The sequence below is a fragment of the Erwinia sp. genome (assembly GCF_049696395.1).
Lineage (GTDB): Bacteria > Pseudomonadota > Gammaproteobacteria > Enterobacterales > Enterobacteriaceae > Erwinia.
The window spans coordinates 1-18,301 of the sequence record NZ_JBAVTT010000140.1; the positions used below are offsets into that span (position 1 = coordinate 1).

Annotated in this window: 15 protein-coding genes; 3 read left to right on the top strand and 12 right to left on the bottom strand. The window is 54.4% G+C overall.

What is annotated here, in order from left to right:
- The 3 genes from WCC56_RS17180 to trmJ form a co-directional block, all read right to left on the bottom strand.
- The coding region (locus tag WCC56_RS17180) for an IscS subfamily cysteine desulfurase (protein WP_424693550.1) at window positions 1-989 on the bottom strand (989 nt) is incomplete at its 3' end.
- Window positions 990-1,120: 131 nt separating this feature from the next.
- Complete coding sequence (iscR, locus tag WCC56_RS17185) at window positions 1,121-1,618, bottom strand: Fe-S cluster assembly transcriptional regulator IscR (protein ID WP_053144552.1); 498 nt, start codon at window positions 1,616-1,618, stop codon at window positions 1,121-1,123.
- Window positions 1,619-1,784: 166 nt separating this feature from the next.
- Complete coding sequence (gene trmJ, locus WCC56_RS17190) at window positions 1,785-2,513, bottom strand: tRNA (cytosine(32)/uridine(32)-2'-O)-methyltransferase TrmJ (RefSeq protein ID WP_424693551.1); 729 nt, start codon at window positions 2,511-2,513, stop codon at window positions 1,785-1,787.
- Window positions 2,514-2,631: 118 nt separating this feature from the next.
- On the opposite strand from trmJ, the gene suhB reads away from it, so the two are divergent.
- A complete protein-coding gene (gene suhB, locus WCC56_RS17195) occupies window positions 2,632-3,435 on the top strand; it encodes an inositol-1-monophosphatase (RefSeq protein ID WP_424693552.1) in 804 nt (267 codons plus the stop codon).
- A 70-nt stretch (window positions 3,436-3,505) separates the two neighbouring features.
- On the opposite strand, the gene WCC56_RS17200 is transcribed toward suhB, so the two are convergent.
- Window positions 3,506-4,519, bottom strand: a complete 1,014-nt coding sequence (locus WCC56_RS17200; protein WP_424693553.1) for a nickel/cobalt transporter — start codon at window positions 4,517-4,519, stop codon at window positions 3,506-3,508.
- Window positions 4,510-5,142 (bottom strand): DUF1007 family protein, encoded by a 633-nt coding sequence (locus WCC56_RS17205; RefSeq protein WP_424693561.1) that lies wholly within the window; start codon window positions 5,140-5,142, stop codon window positions 4,510-4,512. Before WCC56_RS17205 ends, WCC56_RS17200 begins: the two co-directional genes overlap by 10 nt.
- Before the next feature lie 153 nt (window positions 5,143-5,295).
- Here WCC56_RS17205 and csiE point away from each other — a divergent pair, with 153 nt between their 5' ends.
- Window positions 5,296-6,564 (top strand): stationary phase inducible protein CsiE, encoded by a 1,269-nt coding sequence (csiE, locus tag WCC56_RS17210; protein ID WP_424693554.1) that lies wholly within the window; start codon window positions 5,296-5,298, stop codon window positions 6,562-6,564.
- Here the strand turns inward: csiE and WCC56_RS17215 are convergent, their stop codons facing one another.
- Entirely contained in the window at window positions 6,565-7,701 is a 1,137-nt protein-coding gene (locus WCC56_RS17215) for a 3-phenylpropionate MFS transporter (RefSeq protein ID WP_424693555.1), read from the bottom strand.
- A gap of 123 nt (window positions 7,702-7,824) precedes the next feature.
- Window positions 7,825-9,078 (bottom strand): serine hydroxymethyltransferase, encoded by a 1,254-nt coding sequence (gene glyA / locus WCC56_RS17220; protein ID WP_424693556.1) that lies wholly within the window; start codon window positions 9,076-9,078, stop codon window positions 7,825-7,827.
- A gap of 334 nt (window positions 9,079-9,412) precedes the next feature.
- Here glyA and hmpA point away from each other — a divergent pair, with 334 nt between their 5' ends.
- Window positions 9,413-10,606 carry an NO-inducible flavohemoprotein gene (hmpA, locus tag WCC56_RS17225; RefSeq protein WP_424693557.1) on the top strand — a complete coding sequence of 398 codons (1,194 nt, stop codon included), beginning with the start codon at window positions 9,413-9,415 and terminating at the stop codon, window positions 10,604-10,606.
- A 55-nt stretch (window positions 10,607-10,661) separates the two neighbouring features.
- Here hmpA and glnB read toward each other — a convergent pair whose 3' ends face one another.
- The 5 genes from glnB to purL all read right to left on the bottom strand — a co-directional run.
- The gene (gene glnB / locus WCC56_RS17230) at window positions 10,662-11,000 is read right to left on the bottom strand and encodes a nitrogen regulatory protein P-II (RefSeq protein ID WP_013203412.1); all 339 of its coding nucleotides are present in this window, start codon (window positions 10,998-11,000) and stop codon (window positions 10,662-10,664) included.
- A 143-nt stretch (window positions 11,001-11,143) separates the two neighbouring features.
- Window positions 11,144-12,478: a two-component system response regulator GlrR gene (glrR, locus tag WCC56_RS17235; protein WP_053144564.1), complete on the bottom strand. Its 1,335-nt coding sequence runs from the start codon at window positions 12,476-12,478 to the stop codon at window positions 11,144-11,146.
- Window positions 12,475-13,170 (bottom strand): two-component system QseEF-associated lipoprotein QseG, encoded by a 696-nt coding sequence (qseG, locus tag WCC56_RS17240; RefSeq protein WP_424693558.1) that lies wholly within the window; start codon window positions 13,168-13,170, stop codon window positions 12,475-12,477. The genes glrR and qseG overlap by 4 nt, the downstream gene beginning before the upstream one ends.
- On the bottom strand, window positions 13,170-14,600 hold the full coding sequence (locus tag WCC56_RS17245; protein WP_424693559.1) for a HAMP domain-containing sensor histidine kinase: 1,431 nt from the start codon (window positions 14,598-14,600) through the stop codon (window positions 13,170-13,172). Before WCC56_RS17245 ends, qseG begins: the two co-directional genes overlap by 1 nt.
- A 588-nt stretch (window positions 14,601-15,188) precedes the next feature.
- On the bottom strand, window positions 15,189-18,301 hold a 3,113-nt coding region (purL, locus tag WCC56_RS17250), incomplete at its 5' end, for a phosphoribosylformylglycinamidine synthase (RefSeq protein ID WP_424693560.1).

Below are 18,301 nucleotides of genomic sequence, written 5' to 3' on the forward strand. Positions count from 1 at the left end.
GAGGTGCAGGCAGAACCTGAAGAGAGCGCGAGATCTTTCAGCGTCATAATCAGGGACTCACCGTCGACATAATTAAAGCTGACGTTGAGGATATTCGGTGCACCGGCAGCCAAATCACCGTTCAGATTCACTTCTTCGATCTCACTGAAGCCTGCCCACAGTTTACTGCGAAGCGTGCTCAAACGAGCCATTTCCTCAGTCATCTCTTCTTTAGCGATGCGGAAGGCTTCACCCATGCCAACAATCTGGTGGACAGGCAGCGTGCCGGATCGCATACCGCGCTCATGACCGCCACCGTGGATCTGCGCTTCCAGACGAATGCGGGGCTTACGGCGCACATAGAGTCCGCCTATCCCTTTCGGGCCATAAAGTTTATGCGCGGAGAATGACATCAGATCGACCGGGATCTGGCTGACATCTACCGGTAACTTACCGACGCTTTGCGTAGCATCAACATGGAAGAGAATGCCGCGAGTCTGGCAAAGTTCAGAGATTTTGGCGATGTCCTGCACCACGCCGGTTTCGTTATTCACATGCATAATCGACACGAGGATCGTGTCTTCACGCATGGCAGACTGCAGAAGATCCAGGTCGATCACACCATTGCTTTGCGGGGCAAGGTAAGTGACCTCGAACCCTTCGCGTTCCAGCTGAATACAGGTGTCCAGCACCGCTTTATGCTCGGTCTGGCTGGTGATGATGTGCCTGCCCTTCTCATGATAGGAATGGGCTGCGCCTTTGATCGCCAGATTATCGGATTCGGTAGCGCCGGAGGTGAAGACGATTTCGCGAGGATCGGCACCGATTAACTCGGCCACCTGGTTACGGGCGATATCCACCGCTTCTTCGGCTTGCCAGCCAAAACGGTGAGAACGGGAAGCGGGGTTACCAAAAGTGCCGTCCAGAGTCAGGCACTTGATCATTTTCTCGGCTACGCGAGGATCGGCAGGCGTGGTTGCAGCGTAATCAAGGTAAATCGGAACCTTCATGGCTTTTGAACTCCATACATCATGCTAAATGTAAGTCATTCACTGCGTGCCGATAAGGTTTATCCTCCGCCGCCACCGGCTGAAACTATCATGCCAGTGGACGACAGAAGACAGGTTCGCGTTAGCGACAATCAGGCACGCAGATTGACGTTAATGGTTTCATGCACGCGGCCAGTGGACACGCGAGCTTTTTCAGTGTTGTTCTGACGGTCGGCCACTTCCAGGATTTCCTGGTTGTTGACCAGCTCAGCCAGTGAAATGTTATTCAGGAAGTCGCTGATGCGCTCGCTCAGGTCACGCCAAAGAACGTGAGTCAGGCAGCGTTCGCCACCCTGGCAGCCTTCTTTACCCTGACACTTAGTCGCATCAACGGATTCATCAACAGCAGTGATAACGGCACCCACAGCGATAGCGTCAGAGCTTTTACCCAGCAGGTAACCACCGCCTGGACCACGAACGCTGGCCACCAGACCGTTTTTGCGCAGGCGCGAGAACAGCTGCTCCAGATAAGACAGGGAGATGCCCTGACGTTCTGAAATATCAGCTAACGGCACCGGTCCCTGATGGGAGTGAAGTGCAACGTCGAGCATAGCAGTAACGGCATAACGGCCTTTGGATGTCAGTCTCATGGCGTAAACGACCTCAGTAGTTACCCTGGTAGGGTGTTAACAAAATATGCTCTGAAGTCTGCCATTCCCGACTAAATTGGTCAAGTATTTAACCTACTAAAACACTCAACTATTTAACCAACTGTTTTAGTCAACTATTACCCCCTGATTCAGGGGGTGTAATGGGCTACTTTTCGCCCTTTGGCTTTTGCAGCGAAGAGAGCATACCGCGCAAAATATTGAGCTCATCGCGCTCCGGGCGGGCTCTGGTGAACAGACGACGCATTTTGCTCATCACCTGGCCAGGGCTGCCTTCACGGATAAAACCGCTGTCCGTCATCATCTTTTCCATGTGCTGATAGAAGCGCTCAAGGTCATCTACCAACGGATAAGGCGACTCTTCGTACTCTGGCTGCGCAGTTTCCTGTGACTGTAAAAACGCCATACGCACTTCATAAGCGATGATCTGCACAGCCATCGCCAGGTTCAGCGAGCTGTATTCCGGGTTAGCCGCAATCGCTACATGATAGTGGCATTTCTGCAGCTCTTCGTTGGTCAGACCCACGCGCTCACGGCCAAAGACCAACGCTACCGGAGCCTGCTGACCTTCCTGCACGCTTTTGATCCCGCATTCACGCGGATCCAGCATCGGCCATGGCAGGGAACGGGAGCGGGCACTGGTGCCAACCACCAGACTACAACCGGCCAGGGCTTCGTCGAGGGTGTCTACAATATGGGCTTCGCCGATCACATCGCTGGCACCAGCCGCCAGGGCGATCGCCTGAGAGTCAGGTTTTACAAGAGGGTTAACCAGATAAAGGTTGGTCAGGCCCATGGTCTTCATCGCGCGGGCGACGGATCCCATGTTGCCGGTGTGAGAGGTTTCAACCAGCACAATTCGGATATTTTGCAGCATAGGAGTTCAGGTCAGTGAGATAATTTGAGGATGCTATCATATTTTCAGGACATTTTGTGATCTCCCTGCTATAATCCGCGCCGTTTTCCCGTTCTTTAACATCCAGTGAGAGATAACGATGCATCCAATGCTCAACATTGCCGTGCGCGCTGCGCGCAAGGCCGGAAATTTAATCGTCAAGAATTACGAAACCCCGGACGCTGTCGAAGCGAGCCAGAAAGGCACCAACGACTTCGTTACCAATGTTGACCGCGACGCCGAGCGCCTGATTATAGAGGTGATTCGCAAGTCCTATCCGAAGCACACCATTATTACAGAAGAGAGTGGTGAATTAGCCGGTGAAGACCAGGATGTACAATGGGTTATCGATCCACTGGATGGCACCACCAACTACATCAAACGCCTGCCTCACTTCTCTGTTTCTATCGCCGTGCGCATTAAAGGCCGCACTGAAGTCGCTGTAGTTTACGATCCGATGCGCAACGAATTGTTCAGTGCAGTTCGTGGTCAGGGCACTCAGTTGAACGGTTACCGTCTGCGCGGCAGCACTGCCCGCGACCTGGATGGCACCATCCTGGCAACCGGCTTCCCGTTCAAACTGAAGCAGCACGCAACGCCTTACATCAACATCGTGGGTAAACTGTTCACTCAGTGTGCTGATTTCCGTCGTTCCGGTTCTGCTGCTCTGGATCTGGCTTACGTGGCTGCTGGCCGTGTTGACGGTTACTTTGAAATCGGCCTGAAGCCATGGGATTTCGCTGCCGGTGAACTGCTGGTTCGTGAAGCTGGCGGCCTGGTGACTGACTTTGTTGGTGCACACGGTTACCTGCACTCCGGCAACATCGTTGCGGGCAACCCACGTGTAGTGAAAGCCATGCTGGCGACTATGCGTGAAGAACTGAGCGAAGCGCTGAAGCGCTAAGTTCCTGCCAGTCAGGACAGTTCAGTAACAAAAAGGCGGAGCTAAGCTCCGCCTTTTTTTGCTTCAGGCATCAGTGTAAAAACATCGGTCTTATCCCGCCCGACATCGTTGGTGTAGCGCTCAGCCACAGCATTATTCCCACTGCGACCAGTAACGCGCCCCCCACCAACGATAATCCTGACCAGCCCACTTTCTGCCAGCCAGCAGGTGAAGCTCCGCGACTAAGCTTTAACGCCAGCGCTCTGGAAACCTGCACCAACAAAGCCATCGCCGAAACAGTCAGTGCCGTTCCCACTGCCATCGCCAGTGCTGAAAGCACTCCCCAGCCATACACACCGATCACTTTTGAAAACAGCAACATCATGATCGCCCCCGAGCAAGGGCGAAGCCCCATTGAAAGCACCACGATAGCTCTAGTCTTACCGTTTACCGCTTTGTCCAGCATCTGACTGTCCGGCACATGCTGATGCCCGCAGCCGCAGTTATCACTGTGTTGATGGCCCGCAGGCACAATCCGTTGAATGTTCAGACCGGCTGAAACTGGCGAGGGCTTTAGAGCCAGCCAGATTTTGTGCAGTGCGCGCCAGCAAAGCCAGAGTCCGAGCCCGGCGACCATCAGATAACTGCCCTTCTCCAGCCAGTAACTACTGAGATGGAGCTGACGGGATGAGAGGCCGAGCACCACCAACATCACGGTGACTAACAGAATAGCAACGCCGCCCTGAACCACCGCTGCCGCCAGCGTCAGCTGCAAACTGGTTTTTACTTTAGTGGGATGAGTCGCAAGGAAAGTGGCAATCACCACTTTGCCATGACCAGGGCCCAGAGCATGCAGCACGCCATACACCAGGCTGAATCCCATCAGGGTTAATCCAGCCTGATGAGGATGACTGGCAACCTGCTGCAGCAAGGCGGTCATCTGCTGATGCAGCGTTTTCTGCCAAAGGATGCTTTGCAACAGGATCTGCGACCAGTGCTGCCAGACAGTGACACCAGCAGCAATAAAAAGAAGCAGCAAAACAGACAGCGGCCAGGCCTGGATCCAGCTGCGCCCGGCACGAGTGGATAAAGAGTTTACTGACATGTCAGGGTTACCGTCTGCGCGAATTGTTGCCCCAAATCCATCTCCTCAGGCGGCGCATCGGCTTTATCCAGCGACAGCGCATAGGCCTGCATCGACGAATCCGGCTTCGGCGTTTTCAGGGTGAATGCGCAGCGCTGAGCCAGCTCAGCGGGAATGTGCAGGGATTTTTCAGAATCGTAATACATATCCACAAAGTAGCTCGGGTCGTAAGTGGTAAAGACATAAGTCTGGCCAGTCAACGGCTGCGGCTCGCCCAGAGGTAAAACATAGTCCAGCACGGCTTTATTTCCCTGGCGCGAGAGATGGTATTCAGGCGGTAAATTATCGAATTTAACCGGCTTCCCCTGATGCCAGAACTCACTAAAATAGTGCTGGCCCAGCACATTCGCCATCACCTCTGCCGCCAGTTTTTTCCAGACAACGGAATCCGGTTTAGCCTTGCCTGCATCGTAGAGCAGATCGGCCGAGGTAATTTCATCCATCACCCAGTGCATTTTCAGGCCAGTGATCTTGTCGTCTTTGTGCACCAGAGTGGCCTGCATATCAATAAAGCTGTGCGGATGTGCCCAGACTGACGGCGACAGACACAGGCATAATGCCGCGATTAGCCGCTTAACAGTCATGTTATAATGTAACAAATTTCGTTCCTTCTCCTGTTAAGACAAAAATTCTGTGACCTGCCTTGAAAGCTATAAATAAAACTGGCCGCACAGCGCCGCCACTGCCAGCAATCACGCTATGCTTAGCGATGTTACTTTTCACGGGGATTGCCGACGATGAGTTTACCCTCACCCGAGCCTTCTGCTTTCTCCAGTCCGCAGCGTCATTGTCACCTGCTTTTACTGCTGTATCTCCCTGACCTTCCCGTGACTCTTGACGTAGTGAGTCAGATTAACGGGGTGGATCGGTCGGTTACCCGGCAAGATATAGCGGAGCTGGAAGCAGAAATCCAGCGCTATCACCGCCTCGCCCTGCATCAGGATGCCGCGGGAAAGTGGCAGATAAGCGGTGCGGAACTGGATCAGCGGTTGTGCCTGTTTTACTGGCTGCGCCGGGCATTGCGGCTGACACCGGATTTTGTGCAGCAGCATTTTGCCCTACAGGTTAAGCAGCAGCTAAAACAAAAGCAGATTGAGAAGGCGCTCTATGATGAGCGTAATCTTCTGGCGCTGGTGCAGCATTGCAGCCAGAAGCTTGCTCGCGAGTTTACCGAGCGGGATCGTCATTTTTTACAACTTCTTATGCAGCATTCACTGTGCCGACAGTCCAGCACGGTGTTCAGTGACGCGCAGCAAAGCTGGCTGGCCGCCAAAGTTGAGCATCAGGTTGCAGAAGAAGTGGTCCGTCACTGGCAAAAACGCTGTAAAACGGCGCCTGATGGCAGCGAAACCTGGCTGTTTGCCCTGCTGTTTAGCCAGATGCATGCGCCAAGTGCTGGAGAGGTCCAGCACGAGTATGAACATCAACTGCTGAAGGCTGTGCAACAGTTGATCGCTCGCTTTCAGCAGATATCTGGCATGCACTTCAGCGATGATCAGGGGCTGACCGATCAGCTTTATACCCATCTGGCGCAGGCGCTTGAACGGTCGCTGTTTGGCGTCGGCATTGATAATAGCCTGACAGAAGAAGTGACCCGCCTTTACCCTAAACTCCTGCGCACCACTCAGGCAGCCGTGGCTGAGTTCGAGCAGTGCTATGAACTGAGTTTCTCAGCGGAAGAGATGGGGCTGATCGCCATCATTTTTGGTGCGTGGCTGATGCAGGAAACGGCTCTGCAGGAGAAGCAGGTGTTGCTGCTTACCGGAAAGGATGTCGCTCTGGAGCGTGAAGTGGAGCAGCAGGTCCGTGAACTGACGCTGCTGCCGCTGAATATCAAATACCTTGATGTGGCCGAGTATCAACGTAGCAGTGCGCCAAAAGGAATTGCACTGGTGATAACCCCTTATGCCACACCGCTACCGCTCTATTCGCCGCCGCTGATCCATGCCGAGCTGCCGCTGCAACCTCATCAGCAGCAGCGGATTAGGCTGCTGCTGGAGTCGTAATCAGGCAACTTTCGGGCGCAGAAACAGCGCAGGCAGCACGACAATGGCCATGATCCAGAACACGTCCCCCTGAAGATGCTGGAACAACACGCCGCAGATCATCGTCATTACCGCGATACCGCCGCCCATTGCTAAGGCTGAATAGATCGACTGCAGGCGGATCACCTCCCCACCTTCACGCGTGGCGATAAAGCGCATCGCGGCAAGATGGCATACCGTGAAGCTGCCGCAATGCAGAATTTGCGCCACAATCAACCAGGGTAATGCGGTGGTAGAAGCCATCAGGCTCCAGCGAATCAGCGCACAAATCCCCGACAGCAGAAGCAAATCTCGTGCCCTCCATCGGCGGAATAGCCGGTTACTGGAGGCAAATACGATGATTTCCGCCACCACGCCCAGTGACCAGAGATAGCCAACAATACTCGCCGAGTACCCAGCCTCCTGCCAGTAAATGGCGCTGAAGCCGTAATAAGCGGCATGAGCGCCCTGCATCAGCGTGACGCAGAGCAGGAATCGCCAGACAGCATTCTCTTGCAGCAGGCGCTTCCAGTCGGCCCAGCCGGCCTTTTCCTGGTGCTTCTCATTGCCCAAAGGCAATACCGAAGGCCGCAAAAGCATCCCGCCGATCATCGCAGTAACGCCAATGCACAGCATGACCAGGATCGCCTGATAAGAGAAAGCATTCACCAGCACGCCAGTCAGCGCCGAGCTGGCGACAAAGGCCAGCGAACCCCATAGCCGAACCGGACCGTATGCCATTCCCATTTGCTTTTGCCAGGTCGCGGCCAGCGCATCACTTAAAGGAACTAAAGGCGAGAAGAACAGGTTAAAGCCAACCATGACCAACAGCAGCCAGATCCACGACGTGCTGATCCAGAAACTGAGCACAAAGCATAATGCCAGCACCGCCAGCAGGCGAAGAGCGGTAATAAGTTGAGAGGGATTGGTGACTCTGGAAGCAATCATCAGGCTGCCGAGGAAGCGAGAGATCATGCCACAACCCAGCAGAAGGCCAATTTTTTCTGGTTCCAGGCCGGTGCCCTTCAGCCAGACACCCCAGAAGGGAAGCCAGACGCCGTAAGAAAAGAAGTAGGTAAAGTAGCCCAAACCGAGCCAGTAAGCTGAACGAATTGCCATGTTCCCTCCGCAAAAGTGCGCGCTACTTTCTCAGAGTCCGGCCTTAAGATCAATTAACGGGACAGCATTGTCCCGTTAATGTGTTCCGGATCCCCTTTCTGTTACCAAAGGGGGAACGCAACGTTATGCGTAAACCGGGAAGCGTGCGCAGATTTCCAGCACCTGCTTCTTAACGCGCTCCTGAGTGCCTTCATCCGCAACGTTGTCCAGAATGTCGCTGATCCAGCCAGCCAACTCGCGCACTTCAGCTTCTTTGAAGCCACGGCGGGTGACAGCAGGAGAACCAATACGAATACCAGAAGTCACAAACGGGCTCTTAGGATCGTTAGGCACACTGTTTTTGTTCACAGTGATGTTAGCGCGGCCCAGTGCGGCGTCAGCTTCTTTACCGGTCAGGTTTTTATCCACCAGATCCAGCAGGAACAGGTGGTTATGCGTGCCACCAGAAACCACTTTGTAGCCGCGATCCAGGAACACTTCCACCATCGCTTTGGCATTTTTAGCAACCTGCTGCTGGTACACCTTGAACTCCGGCTCCATTGCTTCTTTCAGTGCTACCGCTTTACCGGCAATCACATGCATCAACGGGCCGCCCTGGCCACCAGGGAAGACAGCAGAGTTCAGTTTCTTGTACAGGTCTTCGTCACCGCCCTTCGCCAGGATCAGGCCGCCGCGCGGACCAGCCAGGGTTTTGTGGGTAGTGGTGGTGACGATATGGGCATGAGGAAGCGGGTTTGGGTAAACATCCGCAGCGATCAGACCCGCTACGTGAGCCATATCGACGAACAGATAAGCGCCGATGCTGTCAGCGATTTCACGCATTTTAGCCCAGTCGCACAGACCTGAGTACGCGGAGAAGCCACCGATGATCATTTTTGGCTTGTGCTTCTGTGCCTGTGCAGCCAGATCGTCGTAATCAATTTTGCCGGTTTCGTCGATGCCGTAAGGCACCACGTTATACAGCTTACCAGACAGGTTAACCGGGGAACCGTGAGTCAGGTGACCGCCGTGTGCCAGGTTCATGCCCAGAATGGTGTCGCCCGGCTGCAGCAGCGCGGTGTAAACAGCGAAGTTAGCCTGGGAGCCGGAGTGGGGCTGCACGTTAGCGTAGTCCGCACCGAACAGCTCTTTAGCACGGTCGATAGCCAGCTGCTCAACGATATCCACATATTCGCAGCCACCGTAGTAACGCTTGCCCGGATAGCCTTCGGCATATTTGTTAGTCAGCTGAGATCCTTGCGCCTGCATAACGCGCGGACTGGTGTAGTTTTCAGAAGCAATCAGTTCAATGTGCTCTTCCTGACGCACTTTTTCCTGCTCCATTGCCTGCCACAACTCGGCATCATAATCGGCAATATTCATATCACGCTTTAACATCCGCATCTCCTGACTCAGCTAACAAAATAATCGGTATTGATCGGCCCGTATGGGCGAAGGCCAACAGTGTAAACTGTTTTACCTGCTTAGGGGTAGCCACAAAGCGCCCTTTTTACGCAAACGATTGGCTTCAGGACTGGCAAGGGTTGATTACAGTTTTTGCAAGCTTTTACACCCGGAATTTTCATCATCTTCTCTGTGTCGATTTTTCACCTAGCCCATAGCTCTGGGCGCAAAACATGCCCTTGCCAGCTAAAGGGGTATTTACATCGCGTGTTAATGCACTATAAGATGCATTTAAAATACATGTTTAAACGTATCAGGGAGTTCACCTATGTTAGACGCAAAAACTATCGCCACTGTGAAAGCCACTATTCCTGCCCTGCTGGCAACCGGCCCCGCGCTCACCGCCCATTTCTATGACCGCATGTTTGCTCACAACCCGGAGCTGAAAGAGATCTTCAATATGAGCAACCAGCGCAACGGCAATCAGCGTGAAGCGCTGTTCAATGCCCTCTGCGCTTATGCCAGCAATATTGAAAACTTGCCTGCCCTGCTGCCGGCCGTTGAAAAAATTGCCCAGAAGCACACCAGCTTCGCCATCCAGCCGGATCAGTATCAGATTGTTGGTCAGCATTTACTGGCAACAATTGACGAAATGCTCAGCCCTGGCGAAGAGGTGTTGGATGCCTGGGGTAAAGCTTATGGCGTACTGGCTGGCGTATTTATTCAGCGGGAAGAGCAGCTTTATCAGCAAGCAGAGCAAAAGGCGGGAGGTTGGCGCACGCCAAGGGCGTTTCGTATCAGCGCCATCGAGCCAGAGAGTGAGGTGATCAAAAGCTTTATTCTCAGCCCAGTTGACGGTCAGCCGGTGGCGGATTATCAGGCTGGTCAGTATCTTGGCGTCTGGCTGCGCGATAAAAGTTTTGCTAATCAGGAGATTCGCCAGTACTCACTAACCCGCGCGCCAAATGGCCGCGATTATCGTATTGCCGTGCGCCATGAACCGGGCGGTACCGTTTCCGGCTGGCTGCATCAGCACGCACAGATTGGCGATGAAGTGCGGTTAGCGGCGCCGGCCGGTGATTTCTTCCTGACCGTTTCACCTGAAACGCCGGTGACGTTGATCTCTGCAGGAGTGGGTCAGACGCCGATGTTGGCTATGCTGGATGTGCTGGCTTCCTCTCAGCACCCGGCGCGCGTGCAGTGGTTCCACGCAGCGGATAATGGCAAAAGACATGCGTTCGCTGAAGAAGTCGCTACCTCTGCGCAACGCCTGCCAGACTTTTCACACCATGTCTGGTATCGCGATCCGCTGGTTCAGGACGCTGGACGTTTCGACAGTGCAGGCGTGATGAATTTGCTGCCGCTGGAAAGTCAGCTCAACGATCCGAACGGGCATTACTATCTTTGTGGGCCGCTAGGTTTTATGCAGCAAGTGGCTGAACAGTTGGTAACGCTGGGAATTGAGACGTCACGCATCCACTACGAAGTGTTTGGCCCGCACAAAGTTCTGCAGCAGAAATAACATCGCCGCCCTGAAGAGGCGGCGAGTGGCATAGCGGTAACGGAGAGGCGAAAAATCAGATCGCTTCTTCGTCTTCCTCACCGGTACGAATACGCACCACGCGAGCCACATCAAAGACAAAGATTTTGCCATCGCCAATTTTGCCGGTCTGCGCAGTGCGCATGATGGCTTCGACGCAGGTATCGACGATATCGTCAGCGATAACCAGCTCAATCTTCACCTTCGGCAGAAAATCGACCATGTATTCCGCGCCACGATAAAGCTCGGTGTGTCCTTTCTGACGACCGAAGCCTTTCACTTCAGTCACGGTCATTCCAGTGATCCCTACTTCGGCCAGCGCTTCACGCACATCGTCGAGTTTGAACGGTTTGATAATGGCATCAATCTTTTTCATGGCAGACCCTTTTCATTCTCTCCGCGGCCGGAGAGTAATCTCTGTTCAGTATAAGTGCAGCGGACAGCTCCCGCTGCGCGGTCTGTCTCTTTTTCAGCTTGCTAAGCTAACATATCTCAGCACCGAAGCGGCACAGAAAAAAACTACTCTTTAAAATCAGATGCATCCAGCTCGTGACGCGATAACAGCTTATAGAATTCCGTGCGGTTGCGCCCGGCCAGACGTGCTGCATGCGTCACATTGCCTTTCGTCATCTGCAGCAACTTACGTAAATAGTTGAGTTCGAACTGATTTCTGGCTTCGACAAATGTCGGCAGCGCGGTGTTTTCACCGACTAAGGCCTGTTCAACCAACGCTTCACCGATGACCGGTGCCGAGCTTAACGCCACACACTGCTCAATAACGTTGACCAGCTGACGGACGTTGCCAGGCCAGCTAGCCGCCACCAGCCGCTTCATCGCATCGGTAGAGAAACTGCGCACAAAAGGTTTGTGTCGCTCAGCGGCCTGCTTCAGCAGATGATTAGCCAGCAACGGAATATCTTCCGAACGCTCATGCAGGGCGGGAATTTTCAGGTTTACCACGTTCAGCCGGTAGAAGAGGTCTTCACGGAACTCTTTCTTTTCCATCGCTTTCGGCAAATCGCGGTGAGTGGCCGAAAGAATACGTACGTTAATGTCCTGATCGTGGTTGCTGCCCAGCGGGCGAACCTTGCGCTCCTGCAACACGCGCAGCAATTTCACCTGCAGCGCCTGGGGCATATCGCCAATTTCATCCAGGAATAACGTTCCGCCTTCGGCTGCCTGAAACAGCCCTTCACGCTGACTGACTGCGCCTGTAAATGCGCCTTTTGCATGACCGAACAGCTCTGACTCCAGTAACTGCTCGGGTAAAGCACCGCAGTTAATAGCAATAAATGCTTTGCCTGCTCTTGGACTGGCAGCATGAATGGCCTGCGCCAGGATCTCTTTCCCGGTGCCGCTTTGACCGTTGATCAGTACGCTGACATCCGACTGAGCGACCATTCTGGCCTGCTCTAACAAACGCAGCATAATCGGGCTGCGGGTAACAATGCTTTCGCGCCAGGCATCATCACTGGCTGGAGCGCGGTGTGCCAGTGCCTGATCGATAGCGCTGTAAAGCGCATCACGATCGACAGGTTTGGTCAGAAAACTGAAGACGCCCTGCTGCGTGGCAGACACCGCTTCCGGAATAGAACCATGCGCGGTAAGAATGATCACTGGCATGCCAGGCTGCTGCTTTTGAATTTCGTTAAACAGCTCCACGCCGTTCATTTCGTCCATTCGCAGATCGCTGATCACCAGGTCGATCTTCTCTCTTTGCAGCAATCGCAGTGCTTCCGGGCCACTTTCGGCGGTTTGCACGCTAAAGCCTTCGCTGCTCAGACGCATTCCCAACAGCTTTAACAAGCTGGGATCGTCATCCACCAGCAGCAGATTGGCTGATTTTTTTATCATGGCTGAGCGGCATCCTCTGTAGTTGTTGCCGGGGTGCTGTCGTCGCTCTTCTCTGTGTGGCTGCTATCGGCCGCATCTGGGCTACGACGGGAAGAGAGCTGGCGTTCGATGTCTGTCAGCGACTCCAGCTTCCGACGGGTTACGCTAAGTTCTTTGCTTAATGCCAGTTGCTGTTGACGCAACGCGTCCAGCTCGGCATCACTGGTTTGCTGCAGGTGATGGTAGCGGGTTCGCTCTTCTGAAAGCTGCAGCAGCCCCATCTGATCGTCACGCCAGAGTTGAATCAGCGGGCGCACGGACGAGGGAAAGTTCGCGCTGAAGGTATCCAGCCGGTCCATGTACTGACGACGCTCGACTGGCGTAACGTTGCCATTATTCAATAATACGCCCTGCTTAAAGGCACTTTGCCAGTTGTCCGTTGGCCAGCGGCGGGCTTCTTCACGGGCTTCGGCCGGGGAAAGGCGCACCGCACAATCCATCGCGCGTACCCAATAAAGCGAGCTGTTGTTTGCCGTCGCATTGTCGATATCCCACAAGCGGTTGCAGTCAACCAGCTGGAAATTGACGATGTTGATTTCAGGCTCGGCAAGCGGTTTACCGTTAACCATCATAGCCGGACCGGGGGCTTTACTGCTGCAAGCCGCCAGCAACACACAGATGGCCACAACAGCGGAAAAAGGGAGGGTTCTCATTATTGGGCATTCCCGACGATGGCATTAAGTTCGATACGAAAACAGACTTCTGCCGGTTCACTGTTTGCCAGTTGCAGATCGCCCTGCAGGCGATGGATGCAATCCCTGGCGATGCTGAGGCCAAGCCCACTGCCCTTTACGGCACCTTTGCGCTGCTGATTGCCCTGGAAGAAAGGCTCAAAGATCATTTTTCTCTCCGCCTCAGGGATGGTGCTGCCGGTATTAGCGACCTCAATCAGCACCTTACGCCCCTGCTGACGGCTGCGGATCCAGATGGTACCGGATTCCCCGCCGTAATGTATCGCATTCGAATAAAGATTATCGATGGCTCGTGCCAGCAGCGTAGCATCAGCCCGACAGGCTGCCACTGGTAGCGTCACCTCTGTCTGCATCATTTTAGCCCTGGCCGTCAGGCTGTGCGAACTGACAATCCCATTGATTAAGGGTTCCAGCTGTACCTCACCCATTGCCACCGGCGCTTCAGACAGCTTGCGGTTATAGTCGAGCAACTGTTCGATGAGACGCTGCAAATGGCGGCTACTTTGATCCAGGATACTGACCACTTCCTGCTGGTCTGGCGTTAACGTCCCCACCACTTCATCTGCTAACAGCGCCGTTCCCTCACGCATACTGGCGAGAGGCGTTTTTAACTCATGGGAAATATGGCGAAGAAACTCATGCCGTTGGGATTCCAGCCAGGCAAGACGTTCACTTAGCCACAGAATACGCTGCCCTAACGAGCGCAACTCACGCGGGCCTTTATAGGCCAGGTTATGGCTGAGCTGCCGGCCTTCGCCCAGTCGGTTGATCATCCTTTCTACGGCTTTTACCGGGCCAATAATCATCCGGGTAAACAGCAGCACCAACCCAAGGCTGAGCAGAAAGAGGATCAGCGCCTGCCAGCCAAAATACTGGCCGCGTTCAGCAATCTCGCGTTGGAGCTGTAAGCCACGCGAGAAAACCACTTCGCGGGTCGATTGCACTAACTGCGCATTCGCCGTGGAGAACGCTTCCAGCGCAGCAGAAGATGCCTTCACCGGATTGCTGTTATCGCAGCTGATCTTTGCCAGCTGGCTAAGGGAGTGATGCAGCGTGTCGGAAATTCGGCTGTCAGGCAAAACAGAAGCCTGCGCATCAAGCATCTGGGCATATTTGGTACGTTGGGTCTGGTAGAGGTTAGCGAGCATCGGATCGTCCAGCACGCAGTACTGGCGATAGCTTCGTTCCAGCTCAAGCGCCGTGCGCGCCATCGCTTCACTGCGACGAACATCGGTCAGCGTAGTTCGGTTGGTATCAGCCGCCCTTTCACTGAGCGCTGAAAGGCTTTCCCATGCCTGCCAGGCCAGCACCAGTAAAGGCAGCAGCACCAGCAGAAATGCCATTAACACCAGCTGACGAAGGGAACGGGGGAATAAACGCCATTTTTTCACAAGAGTTTCTCATTTTGCACGCTGCCCCGATGCTAGCTGAGTGAGGCGCGGGAAGAAAGCCCTGAATCCAAAACGAAAAATGGCAGATTCAAAGAATCTGCCATTCGCACTGTGAAGACCTCTGTCATCACAAAAATTAGGTGGTGCCTAACTCAACGTTGCGTCCGAAGTTTGATAGAGCCACAAAGTGGACTGTATCGGTTTGGTGGACGGCAGGCACCGTATTGTGCGTCATTCGGGATGTTATGAAGCGCTTGACCGCTTTCGCAGGGCTGTCGTAACCAGGTGAATGAGCCACTGCAAGGATTATAGCAACATTCATGCCAATTTTGCATTTTATTTTTAACGCAATGATTTATAACACAAAAATAAAATAGCACCGTGAAGGGAAATCCATTTCGGACTCACTGGTCAAAAGAAACTGTCGCTGATTGGGAACGATATTAGGATAAAACTCAGGGTTATAATGAAATCAACAGGTTAAATGTCACTTATTGACGACACCTCGACCCAGCCACTGTCGCAATTTTGCAACAGCTTCACAGAAAGTTAAAGGGCAACCCCGGAGGGTTGCCCTTTAAAGACGGCTTAGCCGAGCTGCTTACGCGCATTACGGAAGATACGCATCCACGGGCTGTCTTCGCCCCACTCTTCCGGGTGCCATGAGTTGCTGACCGTACGGAACACGCGCTCCGGGTGCGGCATCATGATGGTCACACGACCGCTTTCGTTGGTCACAGCGGTAATGCCGTTGGGTGAACCGTTCGGGTTCGCCGGATACTGTTGAGTGACTTTACCAAAGTGGTCAACAAAGCGTAAGGCTACCAGGCCTTTATGCTCAATCGTTGCCAGATGCGCTTCATCACGCACTTCAACAAAACCTTCACCATGAGACACAGCGATTGGCATCCGCGATCCAACCATCCCTTCCAGCATCAGTGATGGGCTTGCTGCCACTTCAACCAGGCTGAAGCGGGCTTCAAAGCGTTCAGACTGGTTGCGCACAAAGCGCGGCCAGGCTTCGCTTCCTGGCACCAGCTCGCGCAGGTTAGACATCATCTGGCAGCCGTTACAGACGCCCAGCGCCAGCGTTTGCGGACGGTGGAAGAAGGTTTCGAACTCATCACGCACGCGGGAGTTGAACAGAATCGACTTCGCCCAGCCTTCACCTGCACCCAGCACGTCACCGTAAGAGAAGCCGCCACAGGCCACCAGCGTCTGGAACTCTTCCAGGCCACGACGTCCTGCCAGCAGGTCACTCATATGCACGTCAACCGCATCAAAACCGGCGCGATGGAAAGCTGCGGCCATTTCAACGTGGGAATTAACGCCCTGCTCACGCAGCACGGCAACTTTCGGACGGGCACCGGTCGCGATGTAGGGCGCGGCGATATCTTCTTCCGGCTTGAAGGTCAGCGCGACGTTCAGGCCTGGATCCTGGTCATTTTTCTTAGCTTCGTGTTCCTGATCGGCACAGGCCGGGTTATCACGCAGACGCTGCATCTGCCAGGTGGTTTCTGCCCACCAGGTACGCAGCGTGGTGCGGCTTTCGCTGTACACCGGAGAGTTGCCAGAGGTGATGACGAAACGGTCGCCCTGAACAGCTTTACCCAGGAAGTGAACACAGTCACCCAGTCCATGAGTGGCAAACACCTGCTCAACCTGAGCGCGGTCTGCAGCGGCAACCTGAATAACGGCACCCAGCTCTTCGTTGAACAGAGCCGCGAGTGAATCGCTACCCAGCCCGGCGATATCCGCTTCAACACCGCAGTGACCGGTAAAGGCCATCTCAGCCAGTGTTACCAGCAAACCTCCATCTGAACGGTCATGGTAAGCCAGCAATTTGCCTTCTGCCACCAGCGCCTGCATGGCGTTGAAGAAACCAGCCAACTGCTGCGCGTCACGCACATCGGCAGGTTTGTCGCCCAACTGACGATAAACCTGAGACAGCGCCGTTGCGCCCAGCGCGTTCACGCCTTTGCCCAGGTCAATCAACAGCAGCGCATTATCCTGCTGCGGTTGCAGCTGAGGAGTAACGGTGCGGCGCACATCTTCCACACGGGCAAACGCGGTGATCACCAGAGACATTGGTGAGGTCATCTCACGCTGCTCGGTGCCGTGCTGCCAGCGGGTTTTCATCGACATGGAGTCTTTGCCAACCGGGATAGTAATGCCCAGCGCCGGACAAAGCTCTTCGCCAACGGCTTTCACCGCTTCATATAAACCGGCATCTTCGCCAGGGTGACCGGCTGCGGCCATCCAGTTTGCAGAAAGCTTAATGCGCTTTAGCGAACCAATCTGCGTTGCGGCGATATTGGTCAGAGCTTCACCCACGGCAAGACGGCCTGATGCTGCAAAGTCCAGTAGCGCAACCGGGGCGCGTTCGCCCAGCGCCATCGCTTCACCGTAGTAGCTGTCCAGGCTGGCTGTGGTCACAGCACAGTTAGCTACCGGGATCTGCCACGGACCCACCATCTGATCGCGAGCCACCATGCCCGTTACGGAACGGTCGCCAATGGTCACCAGGAAGGTTTTCTCAGCCACAGCAGGCAGATGCAGAACACGGTTCACTGCATCGGCAACGGTAATGCTGTCGCGTATCAGCGGCTCGCCCTGCGCTTTCAGCGTGGTGACATCACGGGTCATTTTCGGGGTTTTACCCAGCAGCACGTCCAGCGGCATATCGATAGGTTTGTTATCGAAGTGGCTGTCATCCAGAGACAGGTGCATCTCTTCAGTGGCTTCACCAATCACCGCGAAGGGCGCACGTTCACGCTTACAGAGATCGGCAAACAGCTCCAGCTTCTCTGGCGCAACCGCCATTACGTAACGTTCCTGAGATTCATTACACCAGACTTCCAGCGGGCTCATACCTGGTTCATCGCTGAGGATGTCACGCAGGTTGAAACGGCCACCGCGCTCGCCATCGCTGACCAGTTCAGGCATTGCGTTGGACAGACCGCCTGCCCCCACGTCATGAATAAACAGGATCGGGTTATCTTCACCAAGCTGCCAGCAGCGGTCGATCACTTCCTGACAACGACGTTCCATTTCAGGGTTATCGCGCTGTACGGAAGCAAAATCCAGGTCCGCGTCAGACTGGCCAGAAGCCATAGAGGAAGCCGCGCCGCCGCCCAGACCGATGTTCATCGCCGGGCCGCCCAGCACGATCAGCTTGGCACCGACGGTGATTTCGCCTTTTTGCACGTGGTCTGCACGGATGTTGCCAATACCACCAGCCAGCATGATCGGCTTGTGGTAGCCACGCAGCTCTACGCCGTTGTGGCTGTTGACCTGCTCTTCATAAGTGCGGAAATACCCGTTCAGTGCAGGACGACCAAATTCGTTATTAAAGGCTGCGCCGCCCAGCGGGCCTTCGGTCATGATATCCAGCGCCGTTACGATGCGGTCTGGCTTGCCGAAGTCTTCTTCCCATGGCTGTTCAAAACCAGGGATACGCAGGTTAGAGACCGAGAAGCCAACCAGGCCTGCTTTCGGTTTCGCGCCGCGTCCGGTTGCGCCTTCGTCACGGATTTCACCGCCTGAACCGGTTGCCGCACCCGGCCATGGAGAAATAGCCGTTGGGTGGTTGTGGGTTTCAACCTTCATCAGAATGTGCGCTTCTTCCTGGTGGAAGTCGTACTGCCCTTTTTCTGCATCAGCATAGAAACGACCAACCTGAGAGCCTTCCATCACCGCAG

Bases quoted from the DNA above. Each gene is read 5' to 3' on its own strand.
- glnB (WP_013203412.1), bottom strand. From the start codon at position 11,000: ATGAAAAAGATTGATGCCATTATCAAACCGTTCAAACTCGACGATGTG.
- hmpA (WP_424693557.1), top strand. From the start codon at position 9,413: ATGTTAGACGCAAAAACTATCGCCACTGTGAAAGCCACTATTCCTGCC.
- csiE (WP_424693554.1), top strand. From the start codon at position 5,296: ATGAGTTTACCCTCACCCGAGCCTTCTGCTTTCTCCAGTCCGCAGCGT.
- iscR (WP_053144552.1), bottom strand. From the start codon at position 1,618: ATGAGACTGACATCCAAAGGCCGTTATGCCGTTACTGCTATGCTCGAC.
- WCC56_RS17215 (WP_424693555.1), bottom strand. From the start codon at position 7,701: ATGGCAATTCGTTCAGCTTACTGGCTCGGTTTGGGCTACTTTACCTAC.
- qseG (WP_424693558.1), bottom strand. From the start codon at position 13,170: ATGAGAACCCTCCCTTTTTCCGCTGTTGTGGCCATCTGTGTGTTGCTG.
- glyA (WP_424693556.1), bottom strand. From the start codon at position 9,078: ATGTTAAAGCGTGATATGAATATTGCCGATTATGATGCCGAGTTGTGG.
- trmJ (WP_424693551.1), bottom strand. From the start codon at position 2,513: ATGCTGCAAAATATCCGAATTGTGCTGGTTGAAACCTCTCACACCGGC.
- suhB (WP_424693552.1), top strand. From the start codon at position 2,632: ATGCATCCAATGCTCAACATTGCCGTGCGCGCTGCGCGCAAGGCCGGA.
- WCC56_RS17205 (WP_424693561.1), bottom strand. From the start codon at position 5,142: ATGACTGTTAAGCGGCTAATCGCGGCATTATGCCTGTGTCTGTCGCCG.
- WCC56_RS17200 (WP_424693553.1), bottom strand. From the start codon at position 4,519: ATGTCAGTAAACTCTTTATCCACTCGTGCCGGGCGCAGCTGGATCCAG.
- glrR (WP_053144564.1), bottom strand. From the start codon at position 12,478: ATGATAAAAAAATCAGCCAATCTGCTGCTGGTGGATGACGATCCCAGC.